Source organism: Caulobacter sp. 1776 (genome assembly GCF_040545685.1).
Classification (GTDB): Bacteria; Pseudomonadota; Alphaproteobacteria; order Caulobacterales; family Caulobacteraceae; genus Caulobacter.
Genome location: NZ_JBEPMI010000003.1, coordinates 128,176 through 152,612, shown reverse-complemented (window position 1 = coordinate 152,612; position 24,437 = coordinate 128,176). Strand labels below are relative to the sequence as shown.

Sequence of the window (24,437 nt, the reverse complement as noted above, 5' to 3'; positions counted from 1 at the left end):
GCCGAGATGACTTCCGCCCCCCTTCCCCAGCTGATCCTGCTGCCCGGCCTGCTGAACGACGCCGAGCTGTGGCGCGATCAGATCAGCGGCCTCGCCGACGTCGCCCGGCCCTGGGTTCCCGACCTCGCGCCCTACGCCACCCTGCGCGAGATGGCCGAGAGCGTGCTGGAAAAGGCCGAGCCGACCTTCGCCCTGGCCGGGTTTTCGATGGGCGGCTACGTGGCTCAGGAGATCGCGCGGATCGCGCCGGAACGGATCCAGCGCCTGGCGCTGCTGGACACCTCGATCCGCGTCGACACGCCCGAGCGCGCCGCTCAGCGCAAGGCGCTGAACAAGGCCGCCGCCAAGGGCGGGACGTTCCTGGGCATCGGCCAGGCGATCATGAAGAGCTATGTCGACGCCTCGCGCCTGGACGACGCCGACCTGACCACCCGCATCGTCGACATGACCCAGCGCCTTGGCCGCGAGGTGTTCCTGCGCCAGAACAGCCTGGAGCGCGAGGACGGCGAGGCGGCGCTGAAGGCGCTGCGCGTGCCGCTGGTCGTCATCGTCGGCGAGAACGATCAGATCACCCCCGCCGCCGGCCATCGCGAGATGGCCTGGGCGATCGGCTGCTCGCACCTGCTGGTCATTCCCAACGCCGGCCACATGACGCCGATGGAGGCGCCCGGGCCGGTGAACGGAGCGCTGCGCCATTGGCTGGCAAGACCGGCGGGCAAGCGCTGAGGCCAACGCCACAACGAGAGACAACTATTTCCGTGTCATCCCGGCCGGAGCGCGTAAGCGCGAAGCGCCGGGACCCAGGGGCGACCGCACTGCGCTTGGCCCCTGGGTCCTGGACAGCCTCTGCGAGGCTTCCGGGATGACACGGGTATTGGCCTCGAGACTGTCGTGTTGCGCACCGACCCCGGCCCATAACGAAAAACCTCCGCGGCGCACCGCGGAGGTTCTCGTCACACGGATTGTCTCGCGGCCTTAGAAGTTGAAGCGCAGGCCGCCCACATAGCGGCGACCGAACTTCTCGAACTCGATCGGATAGCGCGACTGGTCGCCGTAGCGGCGCGAGCCCTGGTTGGTCAGGTTGCTGGCGTCGAAGAACACCTCGATGTTCTTGTTGACCTGATAGCGAGCCGAGAAGTCCAGCTCCTCGTCGCTGTCCCAGAAGATGTCGCCGTTGTCGGTCGGATAGACGCCGCCATTGACGGTGCGATAGGCCCCGACCGACTGGCCCCACGGCGTGCGGTACTGGTAGGCCAGCCGCAGGGTCATGCCGTACTTCTCGTAAATGGCCTGGACGTTGTAGACGGCGTCCGAGGTCCCTAGCACCGAGATGGTGCGCGCCGGCACGCCTCCGACCGACGGCAGGGTGACCTTCGACGATGTCCACGTGCCCGACAGGCGCGTGCCGAAGCCGCCCAGCCAGGACGGCAGACCGTGATCCTGGACGAAGGTCTCGGCCGTGCCGCTGAAGAACAGCTCGATGCCTTGCAAGTGGCCTTCGCCGGCGTTGCCGATGCTGCTGTAGGCATAGCCCGAACGGTCGACGCCGTTGCTGTTCAGCGCGGTGTCGCCGAACGTGCGCGAGGTCTGGACGAGGACGTCCTTCAGATCCTTGTAGAACACGCCCGCCGACACGAAGGTCTCGCGGCCGGCGTACCATTCCAGATAGGTGTCGAGGCCGACTTGGCGCTCGGGCTTGGCGTCGGGATTGCCGCCCGAGACCGTCTGGTTGGCGTCGCTGAAGGTGTAGTTCGGGCGCAGGTCGTCGAAGTCGGCGCGCGAGGCCGACGTCGTGACGCCGACCCGCAGCTTCAGGTCGTCGCGCAGGTTCCAGTTCAGATGGGCGCTGGGATAGTACAGCGTGTCGTCGCTCTTGACCTTGACCAGGCGCTGGCCGGTCGGGAAGGCGACGTAGGCCTGGCCTTCGTTCTCGATGTGCTCAACGCGCGCGCCGTAGACGATATTGCCCCAGTCGAACCGGGTCGTGGCCATGGCGTAGCCCGCCGTGATCGTCTCGCCCACCCGCCAGTAGTTGGCCGTGGTGTCGTTCTTGGTCGCCTGGCCCGTGCGGACCAGCTCGTCCACGAAGTTCGTGGTGTAGTCCTTGTTGGTGTAGCGGAACGTGTAGTTCAGGTTCTGGCTGCCCAGATAGCCGATGTTGCTGGCGAACTGCGCCCAGGTCGGGACGCCGGCGCCGGAGAAGGCCCGGGTGAAGCTGCTCTCGCGCGACTTCTTGGTCCGGTCCGTCCACAGGCCGCCGAACTCGAACTTGGTCTCGTGGCCGGCCAATTCGCCGTCGTAGTCGAAGTCGGCCTTGGCGGTGTAGGCGTTGGTGTAGTCGCCGCCCTTCAGATTGCCGGCGCTGGTCAGCGGGAACTGGAAGTCCTCGATGTTGGTCACCTGGGCGCCGCGGGTGCGCGCGCCGGTCACGCCGCCGGTCTGGTAGAGCTTGACCGTGTTCACGTCGCCGTCGCGGAAGTCGTACTCGACGGTGGGGCGCAGCAGGAAGCTGGACGGGCTCTGGAAGGCCATCGTCACCGGCGTGTCGCGGCCGTCCTGGGTGTAGGTGTAGTTCAGCCGCCACGAGGCGCTGAACTTGTTCCAGCGATGCTCGCCGCCGACCGTATTGGTCGACATCGCTTCCTTGGAGTTGCGATAGTCGATGCGGCCGTTGATCCGCGCGCCATAGCTCGTGCCGAAGACCGGATTGTTGGCGTTGATATAGGCCGCGCTAGTGTAGCTGTTGCCAGCCGCGTCCGTGCCCTGGTCCAGGCGGAAGATGAAGTTATCGCGCAGTTCGTCGTCGTGATAATAGGTGTTGATCGTGCTGGCGAAGATCGAGTTGTTGTCGTCGAACTTGTAGTCGGCGCGAATGGACGCCGAGATGTTCTCGCGGGTCAGGCGGTAGTGCTTGTTCTCGTGTTCGCGGGCGAAGTGCTTGGTCGGGTCGACGGTGTTGCTGAGATACGGGTCCGTCTCCCAGTTGTCGGTCGCCATCTCGCGCGAGTAGTACGAGGCTTGGGCCACGAGGCCGAACCGGTCGCCGAACACGTTCGAATAGACCAGGTTGGTGTCGTACTCGTCGCCGCCGCCCAGCTTCACGCGGCCGACGCCCAGCTTGCCGGTGATCTTCTGGCCCTTGTAGTCGAAGGCGCGGCGGGTGCGGATGTCGACATTGCCCGCGACGGTGTCGCCCGGCATCGACGGCACGATGGCCTTCTCGACCGTGATCAGGCTGGCGATGGCCGAGGGAATGTTGTCGAAGCGGGTCGCGCGGCCTTCCGGGCTGACCACGCTCAGGCCGTCGAACGACAGGGTCGTCCAATAGACCGGCGCGCCGCGCAGATTGATATAGCGGGCCTGGCCCTGGTCGCGCTCGACGCCCACGCCCGGCAGGCGGCCGACGGCGAAGGCGATGTTCTGGTCGGGCAGAGCGCCGACGGCGTCCGCCGACAGCACGCTGACCAGCGAGTCGGAGTTCTTCTGGATCTGCAGCGCCGCGGCCTGGCTCTCGGCCAGCGGGCGACGGGCGGTGACGATGACGTCGCTGACGGCGTTGTCGTCGGCGTGGGCGGCGCCCGCCGTCGCGCCCAGGATGAGCGACAACAGGCTGGCCCGGCGCAGCAGCGCCGCTCGATCGCGAATAAGCATGGATATCCCCTGAACGCCCCATCGCGACTGCGCGCGATTCATTGGTTTCGGGGAGGCTGTAGACGCCGCGTATGGCTCGTCCGCGACGGATGGGCGACAGTCAGGTGTAGCTTTCGCGACGCCTTAATGACGCCGCAATTGGATCAGGCCGCTCGGCCGGTATCGTCGGCGGCCATGAAGCCCATTAGGGCGTCGATCCGCTTGACCAGTTCAGCGCGGCCGGCGGCGCCGGCCAGGTCGGCGCCCATGCAGGTCTCGAGCGCCGCGGCCGCTTCCAGCAGGCGGGTGTCCTTGACGGACTCGCCGACCTTCTTGAGCTCCACGGCCTGGGCCGCGAGGGCGCGGCGGGCCTGGGCCGGATCGATGTCCAGCGCCATGGCGGCCGACTTGACGATGCGCAGGGCCTGGCTGAGGCGGGCGGCGGGGGTGCCGGCGGCGTCGGCCTTGCGCTTGCGCGGGCCCTTGTAGTCGGCCGAGTTGAAGCGGCGGCGGTCGGGCCCGACATAGGCCACGGCCTCGATCCAGTCGCGCGGCTTCAGGGTCACGGCCTCGAGGCGACGCTCCAGGTCCTTGATCGTGAAGGGCTTGCGCATGAACTCGTGCACCCCGGCGTCGCGGGCGCCGAAGATCGCCTCGGCGGTGGCCTCGGCGGTGCACATGATGATCGGGGCCTCGCGGCAGACCAGGTCACTGCGGCGGATCTTGCGGGTGAAGGCCAAGCCGTCGACGCCGTTCTGGGCGTGCTCGACGAAGATCAGCTGCGGGTCGGTGGCGCGGGCCATGGCGTAGCCCTTCTCCGCCGACGGCGCGGCGAAGATCTGTACGCCGCCCAACGGACGCATGTGTTCGGCCAGCAGTCGGGCGGTCGCCGGATTGGGATCCACGACCATGACTCGCTGCACCTTGGCGGCGATGCGCTGGATTGTGCGGGCGTTCCCGTCGAACACGGACGCGTGGCTCCTCGAGACTAGACCCCGATCACTAGGCCCAGAACGTAAAAATCCGCTTGATAATTTTCCAGTGTTAACCGCGTCAGTTTGTCAGGGGTTTCCAGCCACTGCGAGAGCCTCGGGTTCAGACGCAATTCGAGCCGCCCTTTCGCGTGTCATCCCGGCCGCAGCGAAGCGGAGAGCCGGGATGACACGGAGATTAGAGTTAGATTCTAGAGCCCCCTAGCTCAGCAGTGGCACGGACAGACCGCCCTCGAAGTCCATGAAGATGTCGACGGCCTCGTCGATATGGGCGGTCAGGGCCTCGCCCTCGGGGAAGCGATAGCGCCAGAAACTGGAGATGTGCGAGATCACCCCCACCCGCTCGCCCAGACTCAGGAACAGTTCGGGCGCGCGCAGCAGGAAGTCGCGGAACACCTGCGGCCGGCCGTTGTCGACCAGGTTGTCGAAGGCGTCGTCATAAACCTTCAGCGTGCGCAGGATCGCCGAGCGCTCGACCATTATCCCGCCCTGCAGGCGACGGCGGGCCTCGTCCAGATAGCGGGCGGTCTCGGCGTCGCGTCCGCCGGTGACGACGATGCGGCCGATCTCGGCGCCGACGTCGGTCAGCTTGGGCCACAGCTTGGTCAGCATCCACTTGTAATAGAGGAAGCCCTTCCAGCTGAAGACGCCCTCCTTGAAGCTGTCGCCTTCCATGACCAGCGTCTCGCGCAGGGGCTCCAGGCGCTCGTCGACGTCGGTGGCCAGCAGGGCCTCGACCAGCCGCGCCGCGTGGGCCCGGCCGATGCCGCCGACGTCGCGATAGGCCAGCTCGATCAGCTTGGCGATCTCCATGGTCACGAAGCCCTGCATGGCCTCGTAGTCCGCCGGCGACAGGGCGAAGTAGCAGCTGGCCACCCGCAGGCCTTGGCGGCGCAGGTGCTCGCGCAGCAGGAACGGGTCCAGCGACGGCAGGGCGTCGATGGCGCGCAAGGCCGACAGGTCGCGATGCATGTCGCCCGAGGCGTTGCAGGCCTCGATCAGCACGTCGGTCCAGCCGCGCTGGCCCACGAACACCGACTGGCCGCCGAGGCCGAGGTCCTGGCGGTCGAACGGGATGACGATCTTGGTCGCGGTCGGCCGCGCCTCGTCGAACAGATAGATGTCGTCGTTGCGCAGGCGGTGCTTGATGATCAGGGCCGTGTTCAGGATCTTGTTCTTGAACAGCGGGTGCTGGGCGTATTCCGGCCGGTGGGCGCTCTCGGCCTCGATGGCGATCAGGTTCAGCACGCGGCTGGTCGAGGCCGTGCGCTCCAGGGCGCGCAGGCTGCGCATCACGCGGTCGGCCTTGTTGACAGGCTTCAGCTTGCGACGGCGCGCGAGTGCGGACACGAAACCCCCTTGAACGAGACGGACGGTCATACGCCGCCGCCTGCTAACAAACCTTGACGGAACCGGGTCCGATCAGGCGCACGCAACCGGAAGTGAGTAGGGCGAGTCTTCTAGACCGCGAGCTTCAGCGGCGCCGGCGCCGCGCGCCGCAGCCCCGCCACCGTCGCCAGCAGGCCCGCCGGCTGGATCGGTTTGGGATGGGCGTCGTCGAAGCCCTGGGCCAGCAGGCGCTCGGCGTCGCCGGCCATGGCGTCGGCGGTCAAGGCCACGACCGGCAGGTCGACCCGGCCGCCCTCGCCCGAACGGATTCGCCGCACGGCCTCGACCCCGTCCATCCCCGGCATGTGGACGTCCATCAGCACGACGTCGAAGTCCTCGATCCGCAGACGGGCCAGGGCCGTGTGACCGTCGCCGACCGTGACCACCGACGCGCCGACGGCCTCGAGGATGGCTCGGGCGACCGTCTGGTTGATCGCGTTGTCGTCGACCACCAGGACCCGCGCGCCGGTTAGGTCCAGCGCCGCGGCGGGACCGGCGACGTCGCCGGGGTTTCGCGCGGCCGGCAGGGAAAGATGGGCGGTGAAGGTCGAACCCTCGCCCGGAACGCTGGCGACGCCGATGTCGCCGTCCATCATGTCGACCAGCTGGCGGCAGATCGCCAGGCCCAGCCCGGTGCCGCCGAACCGGCGGGCGATGGTGCGGTCGCCCTGGGCGAACGGCATGAACAGGCGCGCGCGTTGCTCGTCACTCATGCCGACGCCGGTGTCCGACACGGACAGCGCGATCCCCCCATCCGCTTCCGAGCCGGCGCCCGGCGCGATGCGCACGGTCACTCGGCCGGTCTCGGTGAACTTCAGGGCGTTGGACACCAGGTTCATCAGGATCTGACGGATTCGCGCCGCGTCGCCGGCCAGCCAGGCCGGGGTGGCGGGATCGACGTCGAGCGCCAGCTCCACGCCCTTCAGGCGGGCGGTCTCGCTCCAGACCAGGCGGATCTGGGCGGCCAGCTTGCGGATGTCGAACGGCGCGACTTCCAGCTCCAGCTTGCCGGCCTCGATCTTCGACAGGTCGAGAATGTCGTTGAGGATGGTCATCAGGCCGTGGCCCGACTGCTCGATCATCTCCAGATATTCGGCCTGGCGCGCGTCCAGCCGGGCGCCGCGCAGGGCGTAGGCCAAGCCCAGTATGCCGTTCATCGGCGTGCGCAGCTCGTGGCTCATCATCGCCAGGAAGGCCGACTTGGCGCGGCTGGCCTCCAGGGCCTCGGCCTGGGCCTTCTCCAGCGCCTTGGCCGTGCCGCGCATCAGCCGGACCGCGTCGACGGCGTAGCCGACCAGGCCCGCCAGGGTCACCAGGACCACCGCCTTGTCCCAGACGTTGAACCTCTGCGCCATCAGTGGAAGCAGGATCAGGGCGACGAACGGCGCGGGCATGATCGCCAGCATCGCCGTCCAGCTGACGGTGGCGTATTTCAGCCCCTCGACCACCAGGCCGAACAGGATGATCACGGCCGCGAACCGCATCGGCAACGGACCGTGCAGCGCGCTCCAGCAGGCCATGACCGACCAGGCCGCGGCGAAGGCGGCCGGCGGTCCCAGCCGGACCAGCAGGTTCGTGCGGCCCACCTCGCGCGGCTTGAAGGTCAGCTGCAGATAGATCAGCCAGCCCTCGAGCACGACATTGACGCCGGCCCACAGCAGCACCGGCGCGAGCCCGAAGTGGAAGCCCAGCAAGCCGCCGACCAGGGTCGTGACCAGCAGGCGCGCCACGCGGCTGCGACGACTCATGAGAAGTGTCGCGCCCTCCAGGCCGTCATCGAGGAAGTCCCGGAGTGCCAAGGGCGCTCCTCCCGCAACACGAAAAGTCGCGGGAAGCTAGGCCGAACATAGTTCACCAAGCGTTTACCGTGTGACGCCGTGTCGCACTTATTTCGGCGGTCAGCTTGGAAGGGCGCTCGCGTCGGACCCCGCTATCCCTGGAAGGGATCGCGCATGAGGCCACGCCATCCCTGGAAGGGATCGCGCATGAGGCCACGCTATCCCTGGAAGGGATCGCGCATGAGGATGGTGTCGTCGCGTTCGGGGCTGGTCGACAGCAGGGCCACCGGAGCGCCGATCAGCTCCTCGACGCGACGCACGTACTTGATGGCGTTGGCGTTGAGGTCCTTGAACGAGCGGGCGCCGGCGGTGCTCTCGGTCCAGCCTTCGATCTCCTCGTAGACCGGCGTGGCGGCGGCCTGGTCGCGCAGGCCGGCCGGCAGATAGTCGACGACCTTGTCGCCGATCTTGTAGCCGACGCAGATCTTCAGGGTCTTCAGGCCGTCCAGCACGTCCAGCTTGGTCAGGGCCACGCCATGAATGCCGTTGATGGCCACCGACTGGCGCACCAGCACCGAGTCGAACCAGCCGCAGCGGCGGGCGCGGCCGGTGTTGACCCCGACCTCTCGGCCGACCGTCGACAGGTGCTGGCCGACCTCGTCGAACAGCTCGGCCGGGAACGGGCCCTCGCCGACGCGGGTGGTGTAGGCCTTGACGATGCCCAGCACGAAGCCGGTCGCCGACGGGCCCATGCCCGAGCCGGCCGAGGCCTGGCCAGCCACCGTGTTGGACGAGGTCACGAAGGGATAGGTGCCGTGGTCGACGTCCAGCAGGGCGCCTTGCGCGCCCTCGAACAGGATCTTGCGGCCGGCCTTGTGGGCCTGATCCAGCACCCGCCAGGCCGGCTGGGCGTAGGGCAGGATGCGCGGAGCCAGGGCCATCAGGGCGTCGAACAGCTCTTGCGCCGAGGCCTCCGGCAGGTTCAGGCCGCGACGCAGGGCGCCGTGGTGGCTGAGCAGGCGCTCGATCTTCGGCTTCAGGGCTTCCGGATCGGCCAGGTCGGCGACGCGGATGGCGCGGCGACCGACCTTGTCCTCGTAGGCCGGTCCGATGCCGCGGCCGGTGGTGCCGATCTTCTGGGTCGAGGCGGCCTCGCGGGCCTGGTCCAGGTCCTTGTGCAGCGGCAGGATCAGGCAGGCGTTGTCGGCCAGGATCAGCAGCTCGGGCGTGATGGCCACGCCCTGCTCGGCGATCTTGTCGATCTCGCCCAGCAGGTGCCACGGGTCGACGACGACGCCGTTGCCGATCACCGACAGCTTGCCCTGCACGACCCCCGACGGCAGCAGGGCCAGCTTGTAGACCTTGCCGTCCACGACCAGCGTGTGGCCGGCGTTGTGGCCGCCCTGGAAGCGCACGACGACATCGGCCCGGTTGGAGAGCCAGTCGACGATCTTGCCCTTGCCTTCATCGCCCCACTGGGCGCCGACGACGGTCACATTGGCCATGGTAGAGATATGCCTTGTCACCTGCCCGGTGACGTCACGCGGCCCTTCGACAGGACTCGGCTACGGACGTTTAGTCAGTTGTGGGCGGCGCCGCGCGAACCGTCAAACCGGCTCCCGCGCGAAGTCAGAAGGCGTAAACCAGCCGGACCCCCGCGTCGTCAAGCCCCTGGTTCTTGCCCTGATGGAAGATCTGGCCGTTCGACAGGTGGGTGTAGCTGAGCTCGCCTGACCATCGCGGGCTGAACTGATAGCCCAGGGCCAGCTCCGGCTCGAACAGCACCTTCGAGCCGAAATCGATGCGGTGGTAATAGAGATAGGTGCGGCGATCGCGCTCGGCCTGAGTCAGGCCCGGGGCGTTGGCGGGCGGCAGGCCGGCCTTGCCGTCGGTATAGGCCAGGCCGATGCCGGGACGGAAATAGAAGCCGCCCGGCTGACCCAGGTCGATCTTCCAGTCGAAGCCAGCGGCCACGAAGTTCGAGGTGTTCTTGGTGTTGATCGACACCATCGTATGGACCTGCGGCTTGCCCAGCCAGCGCAGGCTCTCGATGCGGCCCGTGCGGTAGCCGAGGTGGATGTCCGCCCCGTCCTCGCGTCCGGCGGCGCCCAGGCCGACCGCGTCGCCGATGAAGGTGACGTCGTGCTTGTAGACCCCGACAAAGGCCTCTCCGGCCCAAGCCGGCGCGGCCACGCCCAGCGCGGCGGCGGCCACGGCGGCCACGGCGGCGAACATCGCGGTCTTCATCGAGTCGTCCTGAACAGTCTCAGCCCGCGTCCTATATGGCTCGAACGGTACGGACCGCAAAGGGTCTCGGCAGGCGATTATTGGGGTTGGCTGGATTGGAAATCCACACCCAAGCTCCTAAACCTGCGCCATGACCATCTCCCTCGCCGACATCCAAGCCGCCGCCGGACGCCTGAAGGGCCTGGCCGTCGAGACGCCGCTGATCGAGAGCCCCGCGCTGAACGAGCGTCTGGGCGGGCGGATCTTCCTGAAGCCCGAGACTCTGCAGCGGGCCGGCGCGTTCAAGTTCCGCGGCGCCTACAACCGTCTGAGCCAGCTGTCCGACGCGGAGAAGACGCGCGGCGTCGTGGCCTTTTCGTCCGGCAACCACGCCCAGGGCGTGGCCCTGGCCGCCAAGCTGCTGGGCCTGCCCGCCCTGATCGTCATGCCGTCCGACGCGCCCACCGTGAAGGTCGAGGGCGCCAAGGGCTTCGGGGCCGAGATCCGCTTCTACGACCGTTTCACCGAGGACCGCGTCGCCATCGCCGACCAGATCGCCGCCGAGCGCGGCTGCGTGGTCGTGCCCTCGTACGACGACCCGCACATCATCGCGGGGCAAGGCACGCTGGGGCTCGAGATCGTCGAGCAGGCCCGCGCCAAGGGCGTCGAACTCGATCGCGTGCTGTCGCCGATCGGCGGCGGCGGCCTGATCGCCGGAACCTCGACGGCGGTGAAGGGGCTCTCGAAGTCCACGGAAGTCTGGGGCGCCGAGCCGGCCGGCTTCGACGAGACCCGCCGCTCGCTGGAAAGCGGGCGGCGCGAGACCATCGACCAGGGCGCCCGCTCGATCTGCGACGCCCTGCTGACCCCGATCCCGGGCGAGCTGACCTGGCCGATCAACCAGCGCAACCTGTCGGGGATCGCGGCGGTCACCGACGCCGAGGTCGCCGAGGCGATGCGCTACGCGTTCTCGACCTTGAAGCTGGTCGTCGAGCCTGGCGGCTGCGTGGCGCTGACGGCGGCGCTGACCGGCAAGGTCGACCTGAAGGGCAAGACGGCGGCGATCGTGCTGTCGGGCGGCAATGTGGATCCGGGATTGTTCGCGAGCATCCTCAAGGGTGAGATCTAGGGGACAAAAAAATCCTGTCATCCCGGGCGTAGCGAAGCGCAGACCCGGGACCGCAGGAAACGCCGAGCTTGCGGCGGTCCCGGCTCGGCGCGCTGCGCGCTTGGCCGGAATGACAACTTGTATCGAGGGGGATATCCGATGAACCTGCCGCCCGCCGCCGCCCTCCCCCAGACTCCCCTCCTCGTCGTCGACCGCGCCGCCCTGCTGCGCAACATCGACCGCATGCAGACCCTGTGCGACGCCGCCGGCGTGCGCCTGCGGGCTCACGGCAAGACCCACAAGTGCTCGACCCTGGGCCGGACGCAGGTCGAACGCGGGGCCGTGGGCCTGTGCTGCCAGACGGTGGGCGAGGCGGAAGCCTATGTCGCCGGCGGGATCCGGGACGTGCTGGTCACCGCTCCCGTCCCGCCGTGGGGCGCGGCCCGTCTCGCGGCCCTCGCGCGCACCGGCGTCACCATCGGCGCCGTCGCCGACGACGAGGGCCAGATCGACCGGCTGTCGGACGCGGCGGTGGCGGCCGGGGTCACGCTGGACCTGGTCGTCGACCTCGACCTCGGCACCCACCGCGCCGGCGTCTATCCGCATGAGGCCCTGACGCTGGCCCGCGCCGCCGACGCCTCGCCGGGCCTGCGGTTCGCCGGCATCCAGGCCTATCTCGGACACCTGCAGCACCTGGACGACGGCGCGCTGCGCCGCGGCGCCGACGAGGCCGCCTTCGCCACGCTGAAGGCCCTGGTCGCCGAGCTGACCGCCGCCGGCCTGGGCCCGTCCGTGGTCACCGGCGGCGGCACCGGCACCCACGCCTTCGACCTGGCCTCGGGCGTGTTCACCGAGCTGCAGGCCGGCTCCTACGCGGTCATGGATGTCGAGTACGACGCCTGCGGCGCGCCGGGCGGCGGCGACTGGCCGTTCGAACCGGCCCTGTTCGTGGCCGCCACGGTCGTCTCGGCCCGGCACAAGAGCCACGTCGTCTGCGACGCCGGCTTCAAGGCCATGTCGATGGACGGCCCGCCGGCTCGGGTGATCGCCGGCGCCGCGCCGGGCTCCCTGTGGCGGCCGATGGGCGACGAGCACGGCATGATCGCCCATCCCGCCACGCTCGACGTGCTGAAAGCGGCCGGTCGCGAGCCGCTGGGCTTCGACAAGGCGGTGGCCGCCGCCGACGCCGACCCGGCCCGCGCCTTCCCGGCCGACGCGCCCAAGGTCGGCGACGTGGTCTGGCTGCAGCCGGGCCATTGCGACCCGACCATCAACCTCTACGACGCCCTGCACGTCTGGGACGGCGAGCGGCTGGAGCGGTGGGCGGTGGAGGGGCGACGGGTTTCAAAGCCCTAATCCCAAACCCGTCATCCCGCGCTTTACGCGCGGACCCATGGTTCAGCCGGCATGTGAACGCTGACCTTGCCCCGCACCTACGGCGGGCAAATGGGTCCCGCGCATAAAGCGCGGGATGACGGTTTGAAGGCGATAGCGCTACCGCCCGCCAAACCACCTAGCCACGTTCGAAAACCCCCACTAGGGTCCGCGCCAACGACAAGATTTCCCCTTCCAGAGGGCCAGAGATGAAACGCCTGCTGCTCGCCACCGCCCTTCTCGCCGCGCCCATGCTGGCGCCCCCTTCTTTCGCGAAAAATTTGGCGGCGGATGCGCCCAAGATCAACCCCGCCAAGCTATCGGCCCATATCAAAGTGCTGTCCTCGGACGAGTTCGAGGGTCGCGGTCCGGCCACCGCGGGCGAGAAGAAGGCCGTCGGCTATATCGTCGAGCAGATGAAGGCCATCGGCCTCTCGCCCGCCGGCGATGTCCAGAAGGACGGCAAGCGCGCCTGGACCCAGAACGTCCCGCTGGGCAAGTTCGAGATCCAGGGCCCGGTCAACGCCGGCGTCACGGTCGGCGGCGACAAGCAGGCCTGGACCCAGGGCGAGCAGATCGCCGTCCGCGCCGCCATGACCAATGTCGACGCCGTCTCGATCAAGGACGCCCCGATCGTCTTCGTCGGCTATGGCGTCAAGGCCCCCGAGCGGAACTGGGACGACTTCAAGGGCCTGGACGTGAAGGGCAAGATCCTGGTCGTGCTGATCAACGACCCGGACTTCGAGACCGGATCCGGCGACTTCGGCGGCAAGGCGATGACCTATTACGGCCGCTGGACCTACAAGTACGAGGAGGCCGCCCGCCTGGGCGCCGCCGGCGTGCTGATCGTCCACGAGACCGCCCCAGCCTCGTACGGCTGGAACACGGTCAAGAACTCCAACACGAATGTGATGTTCGACATCGTCCGCAAGGAGCCGGCCAAGCAGCACCCGTCGCTGGAGGCCTGGATCCAGCGCGACACCGCCGTCGAGCTGTTCAAGAAGGCCGGCCTCGACTTCGACGCCCTGAAGAAGCAGGCTCAGAGCCGCGACTTCAAGCCGGTGACGCTGAACGGCGCGACCTTCTCGGCCGACTACAAGGTCAAGCACGAGACGATCGTCTCCAAGAACATCGCCGGCCGTATCGTCGGCACGAAATATCCGAACGAGACCGTCATCTACAGCGGCCACTGGGACCACCTGGGCGTCGGGGCTCCGGACGCGCGCGGCGACAAGATCTACAACGGCGCCGTCGACAACGCCGACGGCATCGCCGGCATCCTCGAGCTGGCCCGCGCCTTCAAGAGCCGCCCGGCGCCGCAGCGCTCGATCCTGTTCCTGGCCGTGACCGCCGAGGAAAAGGGCCTGCTGGGCTCGGAATATTACGGCGCCAACCCGCTGTTCCCGCTGGCCACCACGGTCGGCGACATCAATATCGACGCCCTGTCGGCCGCCGGCCCGGCCAAGGACGTCGGCACGTCCGGCGACGGCAAGGTCGACCTGCAGGACATGCTGGTGGCCAAGGCCAAGCTGCACGGCCGCTATTTCACGCCCGACCCCGCGCCGCAGGCCGGCCACTTCTATCGCTCGGACCACTTCCCGTTCGCCAAGCGCGGCGTGCCGGCCATCTCGATCGGCTCGGGCAACGACCTGGTCAAGGGCGGCAAGGAAGCCGGCGAGAAGGCCGAGCAGGACTATACCGACAAGCGCTACCACCAGCCGGCCGACGAGTGGTCGCCCGATTGGGATCTCAGCGGCCAGGCCATGGACCTGGGCCTCGTCTACGAGATCGGCGCGGACCTGGCCAATTCCCGCGTCTGGCCGAAGTGGCAGGCGGGTTCGGAGTTCAAGGCCCTGCGCGACAAGACCGCCGCGCAGCGGAAGTAGTCCGTTGAAACTGTCATCCCGGCCAAGCGCGTAGCGCGCCGAGCCGGGACCGCCGCATGCGCCGGCGCTTCCGGCGGTCCCGGGTCTACGCTGCGCTCCGCCCGGGATGACACGTTGAGTTTGCGAAACACCCCATGACCGCCTCCGTCTTCGACCTGTTCAAACTCGGCGTCGGCCCGTCGAGCAGCCACACCATGGGGCCGATGACGGCCGCCGGGCGGTTCGTCGGCCGGCTGCGCGAGGCCGGGAAACTGTCCGAGGTCGCGCGGGTCCAGATCCGGCTCTACGCCTCCCTGGCCCTGACCGGGCGCGGCCACGCCACCGACCGGGCGGTGATCCTGGGCCTGATGGGCTTCGTGCCCGCGCAGCTGGATCCCGACGCCGGCGAGGCCGCCCTGCTGGAGACCCAGGCGACCCAGTCTCTGAATTTGGGCGGCGACCACACGATCGCCTTCGACGAGGCCCGCGACATCGTCTGGCTGGGCCACGAGCGCCTGCCCCAGCATCCCAACGGCCTGACCTTCACCGCCTTCGACGCCGCTGGCGTCATGCTGGCCGAGCGGACCTATTTCTCGATCGGCGGCGGCTTCGTGCGCGACGAGCGTGAGATGGGCAGCAACGCCCCGCCCGAGGAAGGTCCGGCCATCCCCTTCCCGTTCGAGAGCGCCGCCGACCTGCTGGCGCGGGCCGAACAGGCGAACCTGACCATCGCCGAGGTCATGGCCGCCAACGAGCTGGCCCGGATGAGCGAGGGCGAGATGAACGCCGGCCTCGACCGCATCTTCGCGGCCATGGAGGCCTGCATCGATCGCGGCATGCGCCAGGACGGCGTGCTGCCCGGCGGCCTGACCGTCAAGCGCCGCGCCCGCCAGATCCACCAGACCATCCTGGGCCGGATGGAGCGCCAGATGAGCGACCCGCTGGCGGCCATGGACTTCGTCAATCTGTGGGCCATGGCGGTCAACGAGGAGAACGCCGCCGGCGGCCGCGTCGTCACCGCTCCGACCAATGGCGCGGCGGGGCTGGTCCCCGCGGTGCTGCGGTTCTTCGTCCGCTTCCACAAGGGGACGCCCGAGCAGGTCCGCGTCTTCCTGCTGACCGCCGCGGCGATCGGCGCGCTCTACAAGCGCAACGCCTCGATCTCGGGGGCCGAGGTCGGCTGCCAGGGCGAGGTGGGCGTGGCCTGCTCGATGGCCGCGGCCGGCCTGGCGGCGGCGCTGGGCGGCACCAACGCCCAGATCGAGAACGCCGCCGAGATCGGCATGGAGCACAATCTGGGCCTCACCTGCGACCCGATCGGCGGCCTGGTGCAGATCCCCTGCATCGAGCGCAACGCCATGGGCGCCATCAAGGCTATCGACGCGGCTCGCCTGGCTTTGCTGGGCGACGGCCAGCACTCGGTCTCCCTCGACAAGGTCATCGCCACGATGAAGCGCACCGGCGAGGACATGAACGAGATCTACAAGGAAACCTCGATGGGCGGCCTGGCGGTCGGGCTGTCGGTGAACCGGGTGGAGTGCTGAGGTGAAGCGGCGGCGCGTGATCTGGTTCGCGGTCGCCTTCGCCATGGCGGCCGCCGTCGCGGTCGTTCCGACCGTGCGGGAATGGCTGGCCGTCGACGCCTGTCTCGATGGCGGCGGCGCCTGGGTCAAGCAGACTAAAAGGTGCTCCCACGATCAGGTCGAGCTCGACCGACACGGATCCTCTCCTCCCCACTAGGGGGAGGTGGATCGCCGCGAATACGCGGCGAGACGGAGGGGGTCGGCGAAGCGGTGGTGAGTTCGCCGCCTCACGGGGCCCCTCCACCGGCGTTCGCCGGTCCCCCTCCCCCAAAGGGGGAGGAGAAGGGAAACAATCGTCTCGCCCGGGCTTGAATTCGCGCTAACCTCCCCTCGCGGAGGTTCCCCATGCCCGGCTCCATCACCCCGATGATCCACGTGCCCGACGTGCGGGCCGCTTCGGACTGGTATCGCGACCTCGGCTTCGTGCTGACCGGCTTCCACAATCTGGACGGCGCCTGGAGCTGGGCGCGCCTGACCCTGGGCGACGGGGCCGTGATGTTCAGCGCGGGCGGCAAGGCCTCGGACGCCCATCGCCGCGAGGTCGACCTCTATCTCAATGTCGACGACGGCCTGGACGCCCTGTTCGACAGCCTCAAGGATCGAGTCGAGGTGTTCGAGCCGCCGCACGACACCGAGTACGGCATGCGCGAGTTCATCATCCGCGACTTGAATCGTTTCTGGATCACGTTCGGCCAGCCGGTCGCGACCTGAATCCCCCTCGACGCCGCGCCGAAGTTCCCCTAGGTTCGCCGTGAACAGGAAGGGAACAAACATGGTCAAGGGCGTGATCCGGACGGGCATCGGCGGCTGGACCTTCGAACCCTGGCGCGGGACCTTCTACGGCGATGACGTCAAGCAGAAGGACGAGCTGAAATACGCCGCGTCCAAGCTGACCAGCATCGAGATCAACGGCACCTACTACTCGACCTTCAAGCCCAACAGCTGGCAGAAGTGGCGCGACGAGACCCCCGACGACTTCGTGTTCGCGGTCAAGGCCAGCCGCTTCTGCACCAACCGCAAAGTGTTGTCCGAGAACAACGACTCGCTCGAGAAATTCCTGTCGCAGGGCATGGACGAGCTGGGTCCGAAGCTGGGCCCGATCAATTGGCAGTTCATGGCGACCAAGAAGTTCGACCCGGTCGATTTCGAGGGTTTCCTGAAATTGCTGCCAAAGGAGTTGAAGGGCCTGCCGCTGCGCCACGCGCTGGAAGTCCGCAGCCCGACCTTCGCCTGCCAGGAGTTCTACGACCTGGCCGCCAAGTATGGCGCAGCCATCGTCTACGCCGTCGACGACGAGGAGCCGACCTGGCCCTGCATCGACCAGCCGACCGCCGACTTCACCTATGCCCGCCTGATGTCCAGCAAGCCGGACGAGCCGACCGGCATGACGTCGGCCGAGCTGGACGGGATCGTCAAGCAGGCGCGAAAATGGGCCGAACGCGGCGACGTGTTCGCCTACTTCATCGCCGGGGCCAAGGTGCGCAATCCGGCCGCGGCGATGGCGCTGATCGAGAAGCTGGGAAAGTAGAGCTCCCTCCTCCCCATTAGGGGGAGGTGGATCGATGCGAATACGCATCGAGACGGAGGGGGTCCGCGAAGCGGTGGTGCGTTGGCCATCGCGCAGGGCCCCTCCACCGGCGTTCGCCGGTCCCCCTCCCCCACAGGGGAGGAGAGTTCAGTCCAACCAGAGGCCCTGGGCTTTCAAGCCATCGCCCCAGAACCCCGGCTTCGGCGGCGTGATCCGGCCGCGCTCGACCCGCAGGCCGCCGGGATGGTCCGCGGCCAGCCACCACGGCCCGTCGAGATCGGCGAAGTCGCACGCGCCCGCCAGGTGCAGGGCCGGGGCGACGCCCAGGGACGAGGCGACCATGCAGCCGGTCATCAGCTGGAAGCCCAGCCCCTTGGCCGCTCGCAGCATCGCCACCGCCTCGGTCAGGCCGCCGGTCTTGTCGAGTTTCAGGTTCACCGCCTGGTAGCGGCCGCGCAGAGCCGCCAGATCGCCGCCGACATGGACGGACTCGTCGGCGCAGACCGTGAACGGCGGGTCCCAGCCCTCGAGCTCATGGTCGGCGTCGGCCGGCAGCGGTTGCTCCACCAGCGCGATCGGCAGGTCGGCCAGCAGGGGCTTGAGGTCTTTCAGGATCGCGAAGGTCCAGCCCTCGTTGGGGTCGACGATGAAGCGGGCATTCGGCGCGGCGGCGGCCACGGCGCGCAGGCGAGCGGCGGGGTCCTCGGCCGACAGCTTGATCTTGATCAGCGGCGCGTCGGAGACAGCGCGGGCGGCCTCGGCCATCGCCTCGGGCGTGTCGAGGCTGACGGTGACGGCGGTGACCAGGGCCGGCGGAACGGCCAGGCCGGTGGCCGTCGCGACGCTGACCCCGGTGCGCTTGGCGCGCAGGTCCCAGAGCGCCAAGTCGAGCGCGTTGCGGGCCGCGCCGGGCGGCAGGGCCGCGCACGCGGCGTCCGGATCGCCCGACACCAGCGCCGGTACAAGCTGGGCCAACACGCTGTCGACCGTCTCGCCGTAGCGGCCATACGGCACGCTCTCGCCGCGCCCGACATGGCCGTCGGCCGAGGCGAGCACCTCGACCACGTCGGCGGTCGTCTTGACCCCGCGCGAGATGCGGAACGGGGCCTTCAGCGGATGCGAGACCGGGCGGGCGGAAACGACGATCGACATGCCCGAAGGCTTGTCACCGTTCGTCGGGGATCACCACCCCCAGCGACGCGGAATCGGCGAGTCGGCCCGGCGCTCGGCCATCACCTTCAGGGCCAGGGGGCGGTCGACGACGAACAGGGCCAGCCAGACCAGCAACACGCCAGCATAATGGATCGCGCCGAGCACGCCGCCCGGGCGGCCCGGACGCACGAAACGGGGACGGACAAAACGGCGGGGCTGGACAAACGGCTGGGTCATGGCGAAGTCGGTCATGTCGGCGTCCTCATCTGATGGACGCGACCTTGACCGCGCCATGCGCCAGAATCGGACGTATAGAACTGCATCAACACCGGCCGCGTTTCGCCGGTGCGCTTTCTCGAAGGATCGCCCATGGCCAAGACCGTCAGCATCAACATCCCACACCAGTTGGGCGCGGCCGAGGCCAAGCGCCGCCTGGAAAGCGGCCTCTCGCAGCTGGCCGGCCAGATCCCCGGCGGCGACCCCAGCCGCTTCTCGCAGAGCTGGGCCGGCGACGTGCTGAACTTCTCGGCCGTGGCCATGGGCCAGACCATCACCGGCCTCGTCCAGGTGCTGGACGACCACGCCCGCCTCGACCTCAGCCTGCCCGGCTTGCTGGGCATGGCGGCGGGCAAGATCAAGGACGAGCTGAACCGCCGGGGACAGCTGCTGCTGAAGTAGGGATCAACGACCGATCAGCATTCAGATATTATAGCTCCGTCATTCCCGCCCCTGTGGCGGGAACCCCTGGTTCAGCTGGCACGTGAGGCGCAAGCGAACCGCCAGCGGTTCGCCCCTCCCGCACCTGCGGCCGACAGAGGGGTTTCCGCCACAAGGGCGGGAATGACGTAAGGTTTTGGTGGTCTTCGGCTAATGTCGATCGGCCGCAGCGCCCCTACTCCGTGACGAACGCCTCGTCCGCTGGCGTCACCTTTTTCTGGCGCGAGTCGTCCTTGCCCCAGCCGCCTCCGCCGCCGATCCGCACGGCCAGCCAGATGATGTTGCGGCGGACGACGTCGACGCCCCGGTTCCTCATGGCGTCGCGCAGGATCCAGTCGGCCTCGCGGCGGCTGTAGGGCTCGGGACGCGTATTGCCGGAAGGGTGGGTCTTCCAGATCCCGGTCCCGCGCGTGGCGTAGAGAAAGTCGTGGATCACCGCGCCCTTCACCCACGGTCCGTCCGGCGGCAGCAGGATCCAGACCGCGCGGGGAATGGACGCCAGGTCGGTCACGAAGCCCTTGGGGACGGTGATCGAATGGTCGGCGTCGCTGGGCGTGTAGCGTAGCGTGTCGTGCAGCCCCCAAAGGCTGCGCCCCTGCTTGATCGACGGCGTGAACTTGTTGTCCAGCAGGACCAGGACGAGCTTGCCGCCGAACCGGTCGACCCAGTCCGCCGGCGCGGGTTTGGCGGGTTTCGGCATGATCCGCTCCTGACCATCTCGCTCCGCACTCTACGCGCGGAGCGAGCATGCCGGAAGGTTTGCCTCACAGATCGGTGAGGCCGAACGCCATCATCGCCAGGCGCTCGGGATCGCCGACGGCCGTGATCTCGACGACCTTGCCGTTTTCCACCTTGATGTCGAGCACCAGATAGAGCTTGCCGCGTGGCGCCACGACCGCGCCGATCTTGCCGTCGACCAGGGCCGTGCGCGCGGCCTTGGCCAGGCCGTCGTAGAAGTTGGCGACCTTCTCGGCGCCACGCAGTTCGCGGGTCTGGCCGCCGCCGGCGTAAACGTCGGCGCGGACGACGACGTTCGGATCCAGCACCGCCAGCAGCCCCTGCATGTCGCCCGTGCGCGAGGCGGTCAGGAAGGCGTCGACCACGCTCTTCTGGGCGACCTGGGCGGCGTCCAGCGGCGCCTCGCCGCCGCGCACCCGGCGGCGAGCCCGGCTGGCCAGCTGGCGGGCGGCGTCCGGCGTGCGCTCGACGATCGGGGCGATCTCGTCGAACGGCATGTCGAACAGGTCGTGCAGCACGAAGGCGATGCGCTCGGCAGGGCTCAGGGCCTGCAGTACGACCAGCAAGGCCAGGCCGACGGAGTCGGCGAGAATGGTCTCGCGCTCGATGGCTTCCTCGCCGCTGACCGAGGGTTCTGGCCCGCCGTCCAGCAGGGCGTCCTCGCGGCGCGATTTCTTGGAGCGCAGCATGTCCAGGCACACGCGCGAGGTGACGGTGGTCAGCCAGGCCGACAGGTTGTCGACGCCGCTGGTGTCGGCGCGGGAGAGGCGCAGCCAAGCCTCCTGCACCGCGTCCTCGGCCTCCGGCAGCGAGCCCAGCATGCGGTAGGCCACGCCCCGCAGGCGGCCCCGGTCGGCCTCGAACTTGTCGGCCAGATAATTTTTCTCGGACATTCGGTCACATCGCTCCGTCGGGCTTCGTCACACCTTCGACGAACGCAAACCGCCGGATGTGACCGGCGACGGGCGTCGAGATGCAACAAACCCCATGGAGAGCCCCATGCAAGCCCGTATGACCCAACCCGCCTTCCTGCTGCCCGACGCCATGAAGGCCCTGGTCGCTCTGAGCAAGTCCGCTCATGTCGACGGCGTGCCCGAGACCCTGCACGAGCTGCTGCATCTGCGCGTCAGCCAGATCAACGGCTGCGGCGTCTGCCTGGAAATGCACGCCCGCGCCGCGGCCAAGTCGGGCGAGAGCCCCGAGCGCCTGGCCACCGTCGCCGGCTGGCGCGACACCCCCTACTTCACCGACGCCGAACGCGCCGCCCTGGCCCTGGCCGAGGCCGTCACCCGCGTCGCCGACAAGCCCGACGCGGTGCCGGACGACGTCTGGAACGAAGCCGCCAAGCACTACGACGAAAAGGCCCTGGCCGGGCTGCTGATCAGCATCTCGGCGATCAATGTCTGGAACCGGCTCAACGCGGCGACGCGGCAGGTGGCGGGGTCGCTGGGGGTTTAGTTCCAACCCGCTCTCCCCGGCGAAAGCCGGGGTCCAGATGGAAGAGCGCCGGGGTGGGTTCTTAAACCTCAGAGCCCATCTCATCATCCAAGATGCATGAGATCTGGATCCCGGCTTTCGCCGGGAAGAGCGGATTTTTTAGCTACAGCCGCCTCGAATCATACTCATGCCGCCCCAGGCTCGCGAAGCGGCCTTCCTCGGCCTTGTTGATGTACTGGGCGGCGACCAGCCAGGCCTTCACGGGCCGCAGGGTCGCTAGGCAGCCGATGATCAGGGCCGGGAACGTCGTCAGCAGATGCACCCAGATCGGCGGCTGGTACATCACCTCGACCCAGGCGAAGGCGGCGGTGACCACGATGCCGACTCCGCTCATCACGAAGAAGGCCGGACCGTCGGCCGGGTCGGCGAAGCCGTAGTCCAGGCCGCACCGGTTGCACTTGGGCGCCAGCTTCAGGAAGCCCTGGTACAGCCTACCCTCGCCGCAACGCGGGCAGCAGCACTTCAGGCCCGCCTCGATGGGGGTCGGGGAGTCGTAGACAGGTTCGTGGGCCATCTTCGGGAATTTGTCGGGCATCGAAGCCCCCTTCCTACAATCGCGCGATTGATCCATACATTATGAAGACAATGTATGGATATCGGACCGTGACGACAACTAAGGGATCACCGAATCCCGCCGCCGCCTGGCTGCGCCGGATCGACGCCCTGGACGGCCCCGCCTACCGCCGGATCGCCCAGGCTCTTGAGAACGCGACAGCCGAGGGCGAGCTGCAGGCCGGCGACCAGATCCCGGCCCAGCGCGAGGTCGCCCGGCTGGTCGGCGTCGACTTCACCACCGTCACCCGCGCCTACGCCCTGGCCCACGAGCGCGGCCTGATCGAGGGAACGACCGGGCGCGGCACCTTCATCCGCCTCCGGACGAACGAGGACGAGGCCGGGCTGGTCGACCTGTCGATGAACCTGCCGCCTCCGCCAGCGGGGCTGAACCTGGCCGCCCTGTTGCGCGAGACGACCGGCGCGATCCTGGCCCGCACCGATCCCGCGACCTTGATGGCCTACTATCACCCCGGCGCCGGCTCCCTGGCCCAGCGGGCGGCTGGCGCGGCCTGGCTGGCGCCGACCCTGGGCGAGGTCGATCCCACGAGGGTGATCGTCGCCAGCGGGGCCCAGACGGCGCTGTCGGCCCTGCTGGACCACCTGACCGCGCCGGGCGACACGATCATCGCCGAGGCCTTCGCCTATCCGGGCCTGCTGGCCACCGCCGCCCGGCGCGGGCTGAAGGTCGTGGCCTGTCCGCTGGACGGCCCGGGCCTGGAACCGCAGGCCCTGGCTCGCCGGGTCGCCGAGCATCGGCCGCGCCTGATCTGCTGCACCCCGACCTTCCAGAACCCGACCGCGGCGACCATGGACCTGACGCGGCGGCGGGCGATCGTCGAGGTCGCTCGGGCGGCGGGGGCAGCCATCATCGAGGACGACGCCTACGGCCTGCTGCCGGCCACGCCCCTACCCGCCCTGGCCAGCCTCTGGCCCGAGGGGGTGTTCCACGTCGCCACGACCGCCAAGACGCTCTCGCCTGGCCTGCGCCTGGCCTATGTCGTCGCGCCGCCGGGACGGGCCGAGGGCCTGGCGGCCACGCTGCACGCCATCGCCCAGATGCCCGCGCCGCTGATGGCGGCCGTGGTCACCGGCTGGATCCGCGACGGAACGGCCGCTCGGGTGTTGGCGGGGGTGCGGGAGGAGGCGGCGGCGCGGCGCGCGCTGGCGGCCGAGCTGCTGCCGGCGGCGGTCGGCGGGCCCGAGAGCCTGCACGTCTGGCTGCCGGGGGTCGTGGCGACGCCGATCGCGAAGGACAAGGGCCTTGCCCTCGTCGACGCCGGCGCCTTTCGCGCGCCGGGCGCCTCGGGAGACGGCTTGCGGATCTCGCTGGGCGCGGCGGGAAAGCGCGCGACCTTGGCCAGGGCGCTGACGGCCCTGCGCATGCTGGCTAGTCCGTAAGCCCGCCGCGCCGGAACGCCTCGGCCAACTGGTCGATCAGCGCGCGCACGGCCGGCGGCAGGCCGCGCCGGGTGGTGAAGACCGCGTGGACGATCCCCGGTCGCGAACCCCAGTCGGGGAAAACCCGCACCAATCGGCCACGCTCCAGGTCCTCGCGGCAGACGTGATCGGGCAGAAAGGCCACGCCCAGCCCGGCCGCCGCCGCGTCGCGCAGCGCGCCGAAGTCGCCGCAGGTCAGGCGGGGGGAATGCCGGATAAGGCGCGCTCGCCCCTCGCCGTCCAGTAACTCCCACTCCAGTTCGCCGATCTGGTCGGTCGGGCTGATCGTCGGCAGCTCGGCGAGACGATCCAGCGGCCAGCCGGCGCAGCGGACCGCCACCGCCGGCGCCGCCACCAGGACCCGCGTCGAACGGCCGAGGGTGCGCAGGGTCAGCGCCGCGTCGGTGTCCAGGGCCAGACGCACGCGGATAGCGACGTCGATCCGCTCGGCGATCAGATCCACCGGCCGGTCGACGGCGACGATCTGCAACCGCACCTTCGGATAGCGCGCCATGTAGCCCTGGAAGGTCGCCGACAGCGCCTCGACCAGGCCAACGGGACAGCTGCATCGCACCAGGCCGTGCGGCTCGGATAGCGCCTCGGCGACGACGGCGTCGGCCTGCTGGGCGTCGAGCACCAGGGTGCGGCAGCGCTCGTGGAATGCCTCTCCCACCTCGGTCACCCGGAAGCGGCGCGTCGAACGCTCGATCAGGCGCACGCCAAGGCGTGCTTCGAGGGCGGCGATCCTGCGGCTGATCGTCGACTTCGGCTGCCGCAGCGCCCGGCCCGCCGCCGCGAAGCCGCCATGGGCCACCACCTCGGCGAACAGGACATAGTCGTTGAGGTCGACGGTCACGATTGTCTCACT

General features: G+C 69.0%; 23 protein-coding genes and 1 pseudogene. 11 read left to right on the top strand and 13 right to left on the bottom strand.

What is annotated here, in order from left to right; genetic code table 11:
• The first annotated feature begins 6 nt into the window (after window positions 1-6).
• Window positions 7-726, top strand: coding sequence for an alpha/beta fold hydrolase (locus ABIC66_RS09225; RefSeq protein ID WP_354069614.1), 720 nt, complete (start codon window positions 7-9; stop codon window positions 724-726).
• 249 nt (window positions 727-975) lie between these two features.
• Here ABIC66_RS09225 and ABIC66_RS09220 read toward each other — a convergent pair whose 3' ends face one another.
• The 6 genes from ABIC66_RS09220 to ABIC66_RS09195 all read right to left on the bottom strand — a co-directional run bounded on the left by ABIC66_RS09220 (window position 976) and on the right by ABIC66_RS09195 (window position 10,036).
• Window positions 976-3,651: a TonB-dependent receptor gene (locus tag ABIC66_RS09220; RefSeq protein WP_354069612.1), complete on the bottom strand. Its 2,676-nt coding sequence runs from the start codon at window positions 3,649-3,651 to the stop codon at window positions 976-978.
• A 143-nt stretch (window positions 3,652-3,794) separates the two neighbouring features.
• Complete coding sequence (locus ABIC66_RS09215) at window positions 3,795-4,541, bottom strand: response regulator (protein WP_354070305.1); 747 nt, start codon at window positions 4,539-4,541, stop codon at window positions 3,795-3,797.
• A 282-nt stretch (window positions 4,542-4,823) separates the two neighbouring features.
• The gene (locus tag ABIC66_RS09210; protein ID WP_354070303.1) at window positions 4,824-5,915 is read right to left on the bottom strand and encodes a hypothetical protein; all 1,092 of its coding nucleotides are present in this window, start codon (window positions 5,913-5,915) and stop codon (window positions 4,824-4,826) included.
• A gap of 167 nt (window positions 5,916-6,082) precedes the next feature.
• Window positions 6,083-7,759, bottom strand: coding sequence for an ATP-binding protein (locus ABIC66_RS09205; protein ID WP_354069610.1), 1,677 nt, complete (start codon window positions 7,757-7,759; stop codon window positions 6,083-6,085).
• A gap of 248 nt (window positions 7,760-8,007) precedes the next feature.
• The gene (locus tag ABIC66_RS09200; protein ID WP_354069608.1) at window positions 8,008-9,294 is read right to left on the bottom strand and encodes an adenylosuccinate synthase; all 1,287 of its coding nucleotides are present in this window, start codon (window positions 9,292-9,294) and stop codon (window positions 8,008-8,010) included.
• A 124-nt stretch (window positions 9,295-9,418) separates the two neighbouring features.
• A complete protein-coding gene (locus ABIC66_RS09195; RefSeq protein ID WP_354069606.1) occupies window positions 9,419-10,036 on the bottom strand; it encodes an acyloxyacyl hydrolase in 618 nt (205 codons plus the stop codon).
• A 130-nt stretch (window positions 10,037-10,166) separates the two neighbouring features.
• On the opposite strand from ABIC66_RS09195, the gene ABIC66_RS09190 reads away from it, so the two are divergent.
• From ABIC66_RS09190 to ABIC66_RS09160, 7 genes are all read left to right on the top strand, one after another.
• On the top strand, window positions 10,167-11,144 hold the full coding sequence (locus ABIC66_RS09190; protein ID WP_354069604.1) for a threonine ammonia-lyase: 978 nt from the start codon (window positions 10,167-10,169) through the stop codon (window positions 11,142-11,144).
• Window positions 11,145-11,282: 138 nt separating this feature from the next.
• Entirely contained in the window at window positions 11,283-12,479 is a 1,197-nt protein-coding gene (locus tag ABIC66_RS09185) for a DSD1 family PLP-dependent enzyme (RefSeq protein ID WP_354069602.1), read from the top strand.
• Between the two features lie 227 nt (window positions 12,480-12,706).
• Window positions 12,707-14,383: a M28 family metallopeptidase gene (locus ABIC66_RS09180; protein WP_354069600.1), complete on the top strand. Its 1,677-nt coding sequence runs from the start codon at window positions 12,707-12,709 to the stop codon at window positions 14,381-14,383.
• A 134-nt stretch (window positions 14,384-14,517) separates the two neighbouring features.
• Window positions 14,518-15,906 (top strand): L-serine ammonia-lyase, encoded by a 1,389-nt coding sequence (locus tag ABIC66_RS09175; protein ID WP_354069598.1) that lies wholly within the window; start codon window positions 14,518-14,520, stop codon window positions 15,904-15,906.
• Between the two features lies 1 nt (window position 15,907).
• Window positions 15,908-16,102 carry a hypothetical protein gene (locus ABIC66_RS09170; RefSeq protein WP_354069596.1) on the top strand — a complete coding sequence of 65 codons (195 nt, stop codon included), beginning with the start codon at window positions 15,908-15,910 and terminating at the stop codon, window positions 16,100-16,102.
• Between the two features lie 188 nt (window positions 16,103-16,290).
• Window positions 16,291-16,656 carry a VOC family protein gene (locus ABIC66_RS09165; protein ID WP_354069594.1) on the top strand — a complete coding sequence of 122 codons (366 nt, stop codon included), beginning with the start codon at window positions 16,291-16,293 and terminating at the stop codon, window positions 16,654-16,656.
• Between the two features lie 61 nt (window positions 16,657-16,717).
• Window positions 16,718-17,473 (top strand): DUF72 domain-containing protein, encoded by a 756-nt coding sequence (locus ABIC66_RS09160; protein WP_354069592.1) that lies wholly within the window; start codon window positions 16,718-16,720, stop codon window positions 17,471-17,473.
• 147 nt (window positions 17,474-17,620) lie between these two features.
• Here ABIC66_RS09160 and ABIC66_RS09155 read toward each other — a convergent pair whose 3' ends face one another.
• Together ABIC66_RS09155 and didA are read right to left on the bottom strand one after the other, a co-directional pair.
• On the bottom strand, window positions 17,621-18,625 hold the full coding sequence (locus ABIC66_RS09155) for a dipeptide epimerase (RefSeq protein ID WP_354069590.1): 1,005 nt from the start codon (window positions 18,623-18,625) through the stop codon (window positions 17,621-17,623).
• Between the two features lie 30 nt (window positions 18,626-18,655).
• Window positions 18,656-18,877, bottom strand: a complete 222-nt coding sequence (gene didA, locus ABIC66_RS09150; RefSeq protein WP_354069588.1) for a DNA damage-induced SOS-independent cell division inhibitor A — start codon at window positions 18,875-18,877, stop codon at window positions 18,656-18,658.
• A gap of 117 nt (window positions 18,878-18,994) precedes the next feature.
• Between didA and ABIC66_RS09145 the strand changes: the two genes are divergently transcribed.
• Entirely contained in the window at window positions 18,995-19,303 is a 309-nt protein-coding gene (locus ABIC66_RS09145) for a polyhydroxyalkanoic acid system family protein (RefSeq protein ID WP_354069586.1), read from the top strand.
• Between the two features lie 39 nt (window positions 19,304-19,342).
• Here ABIC66_RS09145 and ABIC66_RS09140 read toward each other — a convergent pair.
• The 3 genes and pseudogenes from ABIC66_RS09140 to ABIC66_RS09130 all read right to left on the bottom strand — a co-directional run.
• Window positions 19,343-19,471 (bottom strand): annotated as a pseudogene (locus ABIC66_RS09140) (hypothetical protein); the annotation flags it as partial.
• A gap of 46 nt (window positions 19,472-19,517) precedes the next feature.
• On the bottom strand, window positions 19,518-20,042 hold the full coding sequence (locus ABIC66_RS09135; protein WP_354069584.1) for a DUF1353 domain-containing protein: 525 nt from the start codon (window positions 20,040-20,042) through the stop codon (window positions 19,518-19,520).
• Between the two features lie 64 nt (window positions 20,043-20,106).
• Window positions 20,107-20,973 carry a sigma-70 family RNA polymerase sigma factor gene (locus ABIC66_RS09130; RefSeq protein WP_354069582.1) on the bottom strand — a complete coding sequence of 289 codons (867 nt, stop codon included), beginning with the start codon at window positions 20,971-20,973 and terminating at the stop codon, window positions 20,107-20,109.
• A gap of 106 nt (window positions 20,974-21,079) precedes the next feature.
• On the opposite strand from ABIC66_RS09130, the gene ABIC66_RS09125 reads away from it, so the two are divergent.
• Window positions 21,080-21,538: a carboxymuconolactone decarboxylase family protein gene (locus tag ABIC66_RS09125; RefSeq protein WP_354069580.1), complete on the top strand. Its 459-nt coding sequence runs from the start codon at window positions 21,080-21,082 to the stop codon at window positions 21,536-21,538.
• Between the two features lie 142 nt (window positions 21,539-21,680).
• On the opposite strand, the gene ABIC66_RS09120 is transcribed toward ABIC66_RS09125, so the two are convergent.
• Window positions 21,681-22,091 carry a DUF983 domain-containing protein gene (locus tag ABIC66_RS09120; RefSeq protein WP_354070301.1) on the bottom strand — a complete coding sequence of 137 codons (411 nt, stop codon included), beginning with the start codon at window positions 22,089-22,091 and terminating at the stop codon, window positions 21,681-21,683.
• A gap of 62 nt (window positions 22,092-22,153) precedes the next feature.
• On the opposite strand from ABIC66_RS09120, the gene ABIC66_RS09115 reads away from it, so the two are divergent.
• A complete protein-coding gene (locus ABIC66_RS09115) occupies window positions 22,154-23,530 on the top strand; it encodes an aminotransferase-like domain-containing protein (RefSeq protein ID WP_354069578.1) in 1,377 nt (458 codons plus the stop codon).
• On the opposite strand, the gene ABIC66_RS09110 is transcribed toward ABIC66_RS09115, so the two are convergent.
• Window positions 23,520-24,425, bottom strand: coding sequence for a LysR substrate-binding domain-containing protein (locus ABIC66_RS09110; protein WP_354069576.1), 906 nt, complete (start codon window positions 24,423-24,425; stop codon window positions 23,520-23,522). The genes ABIC66_RS09115 and ABIC66_RS09110 overlap by 11 nt on opposite strands.
• Between the last annotated feature and the right edge of the window lie 12 nt (window positions 24,426-24,437).

Bases quoted from the DNA above. Each gene is read 5' to 3' on its own strand.
- ABIC66_RS09220 (WP_354069612.1), bottom strand. From the start codon at position 3,651: ATGCTTATTCGCGATCGAGCGGCGCTGCTGCGCCGGGCCAGCCTGTTG.
- ABIC66_RS09180 (WP_354069600.1), top strand. From the start codon at position 12,707: ATGAAACGCCTGCTGCTCGCCACCGCCCTTCTCGCCGCGCCCATGCTG.
- ABIC66_RS09145 (WP_354069586.1), top strand. From the start codon at position 18,995: ATGGCCAAGACCGTCAGCATCAACATCCCACACCAGTTGGGCGCGGCC.
- ABIC66_RS09225 (WP_354069614.1), top strand. From the start codon at position 7: ATGACTTCCGCCCCCCTTCCCCAGCTGATCCTGCTGCCCGGCCTGCTG.
- ABIC66_RS09135 (WP_354069584.1), bottom strand. From the start codon at position 20,042: ATGCCGAAACCCGCCAAACCCGCGCCGGCGGACTGGGTCGACCGGTTC.
- ABIC66_RS09165 (WP_354069594.1), top strand. From the start codon at position 16,291: ATGCCCGGCTCCATCACCCCGATGATCCACGTGCCCGACGTGCGGGCC.
- didA (WP_354069588.1), bottom strand. From the start codon at position 18,877: ATGACCGACTTCGCCATGACCCAGCCGTTTGTCCAGCCCCGCCGTTTT.
- ABIC66_RS09120 (WP_354070301.1), bottom strand. From the start codon at position 22,091: ATGGCCCACGAACCTGTCTACGACTCCCCGACCCCCATCGAGGCGGGC.
- ABIC66_RS09190 (WP_354069604.1), top strand. From the start codon at position 10,167: ATGACCATCTCCCTCGCCGACATCCAAGCCGCCGCCGGACGCCTGAAG.
- ABIC66_RS09115 (WP_354069578.1), top strand. From the start codon at position 22,154: ATGAAGACAATGTATGGATATCGGACCGTGACGACAACTAAGGGATCA.
- ABIC66_RS09175 (WP_354069598.1), top strand. From the start codon at position 14,518: ATGACCGCCTCCGTCTTCGACCTGTTCAAACTCGGCGTCGGCCCGTCG.
- ABIC66_RS09155 (WP_354069590.1), bottom strand. From the start codon at position 18,625: ATGTCGATCGTCGTTTCCGCCCGCCCGGTCTCGCATCCGCTGAAGGCC.
- ABIC66_RS09130 (WP_354069582.1), bottom strand. From the start codon at position 20,973: ATGTCCGAGAAAAATTATCTGGCCGACAAGTTCGAGGCCGACCGGGGC.
- ABIC66_RS09195 (WP_354069606.1), bottom strand. From the start codon at position 10,036: ATGAAGACCGCGATGTTCGCCGCCGTGGCCGCCGTGGCCGCCGCCGCG.
- ABIC66_RS09210 (WP_354070303.1), bottom strand. From the start codon at position 5,915: ATGCGCAGCCTGCGCGCCCTGGAGCGCACGGCCTCGACCAGCCGCGTG.
- ABIC66_RS09160 (WP_354069592.1), top strand. From the start codon at position 16,718: ATGGTCAAGGGCGTGATCCGGACGGGCATCGGCGGCTGGACCTTCGAA.
- ABIC66_RS09205 (WP_354069610.1), bottom strand. From the start codon at position 7,759: ATGAGTCGTCGCAGCCGCGTGGCGCGCCTGCTGGTCACGACCCTGGTC.
- ABIC66_RS09200 (WP_354069608.1), bottom strand. From the start codon at position 9,294: ATGGCCAATGTGACCGTCGTCGGCGCCCAGTGGGGCGATGAAGGCAAG.
- ABIC66_RS09185 (WP_354069602.1), top strand. From the start codon at position 11,283: ATGAACCTGCCGCCCGCCGCCGCCCTCCCCCAGACTCCCCTCCTCGTC.
- ABIC66_RS09215 (WP_354070305.1), bottom strand. From the start codon at position 4,541: ATGGTCGTGGATCCCAATCCGGCGACCGCCCGACTGCTGGCCGAACAC.
- ABIC66_RS09125 (WP_354069580.1), top strand. From the start codon at position 21,080: ATGCAAGCCCGTATGACCCAACCCGCCTTCCTGCTGCCCGACGCCATG.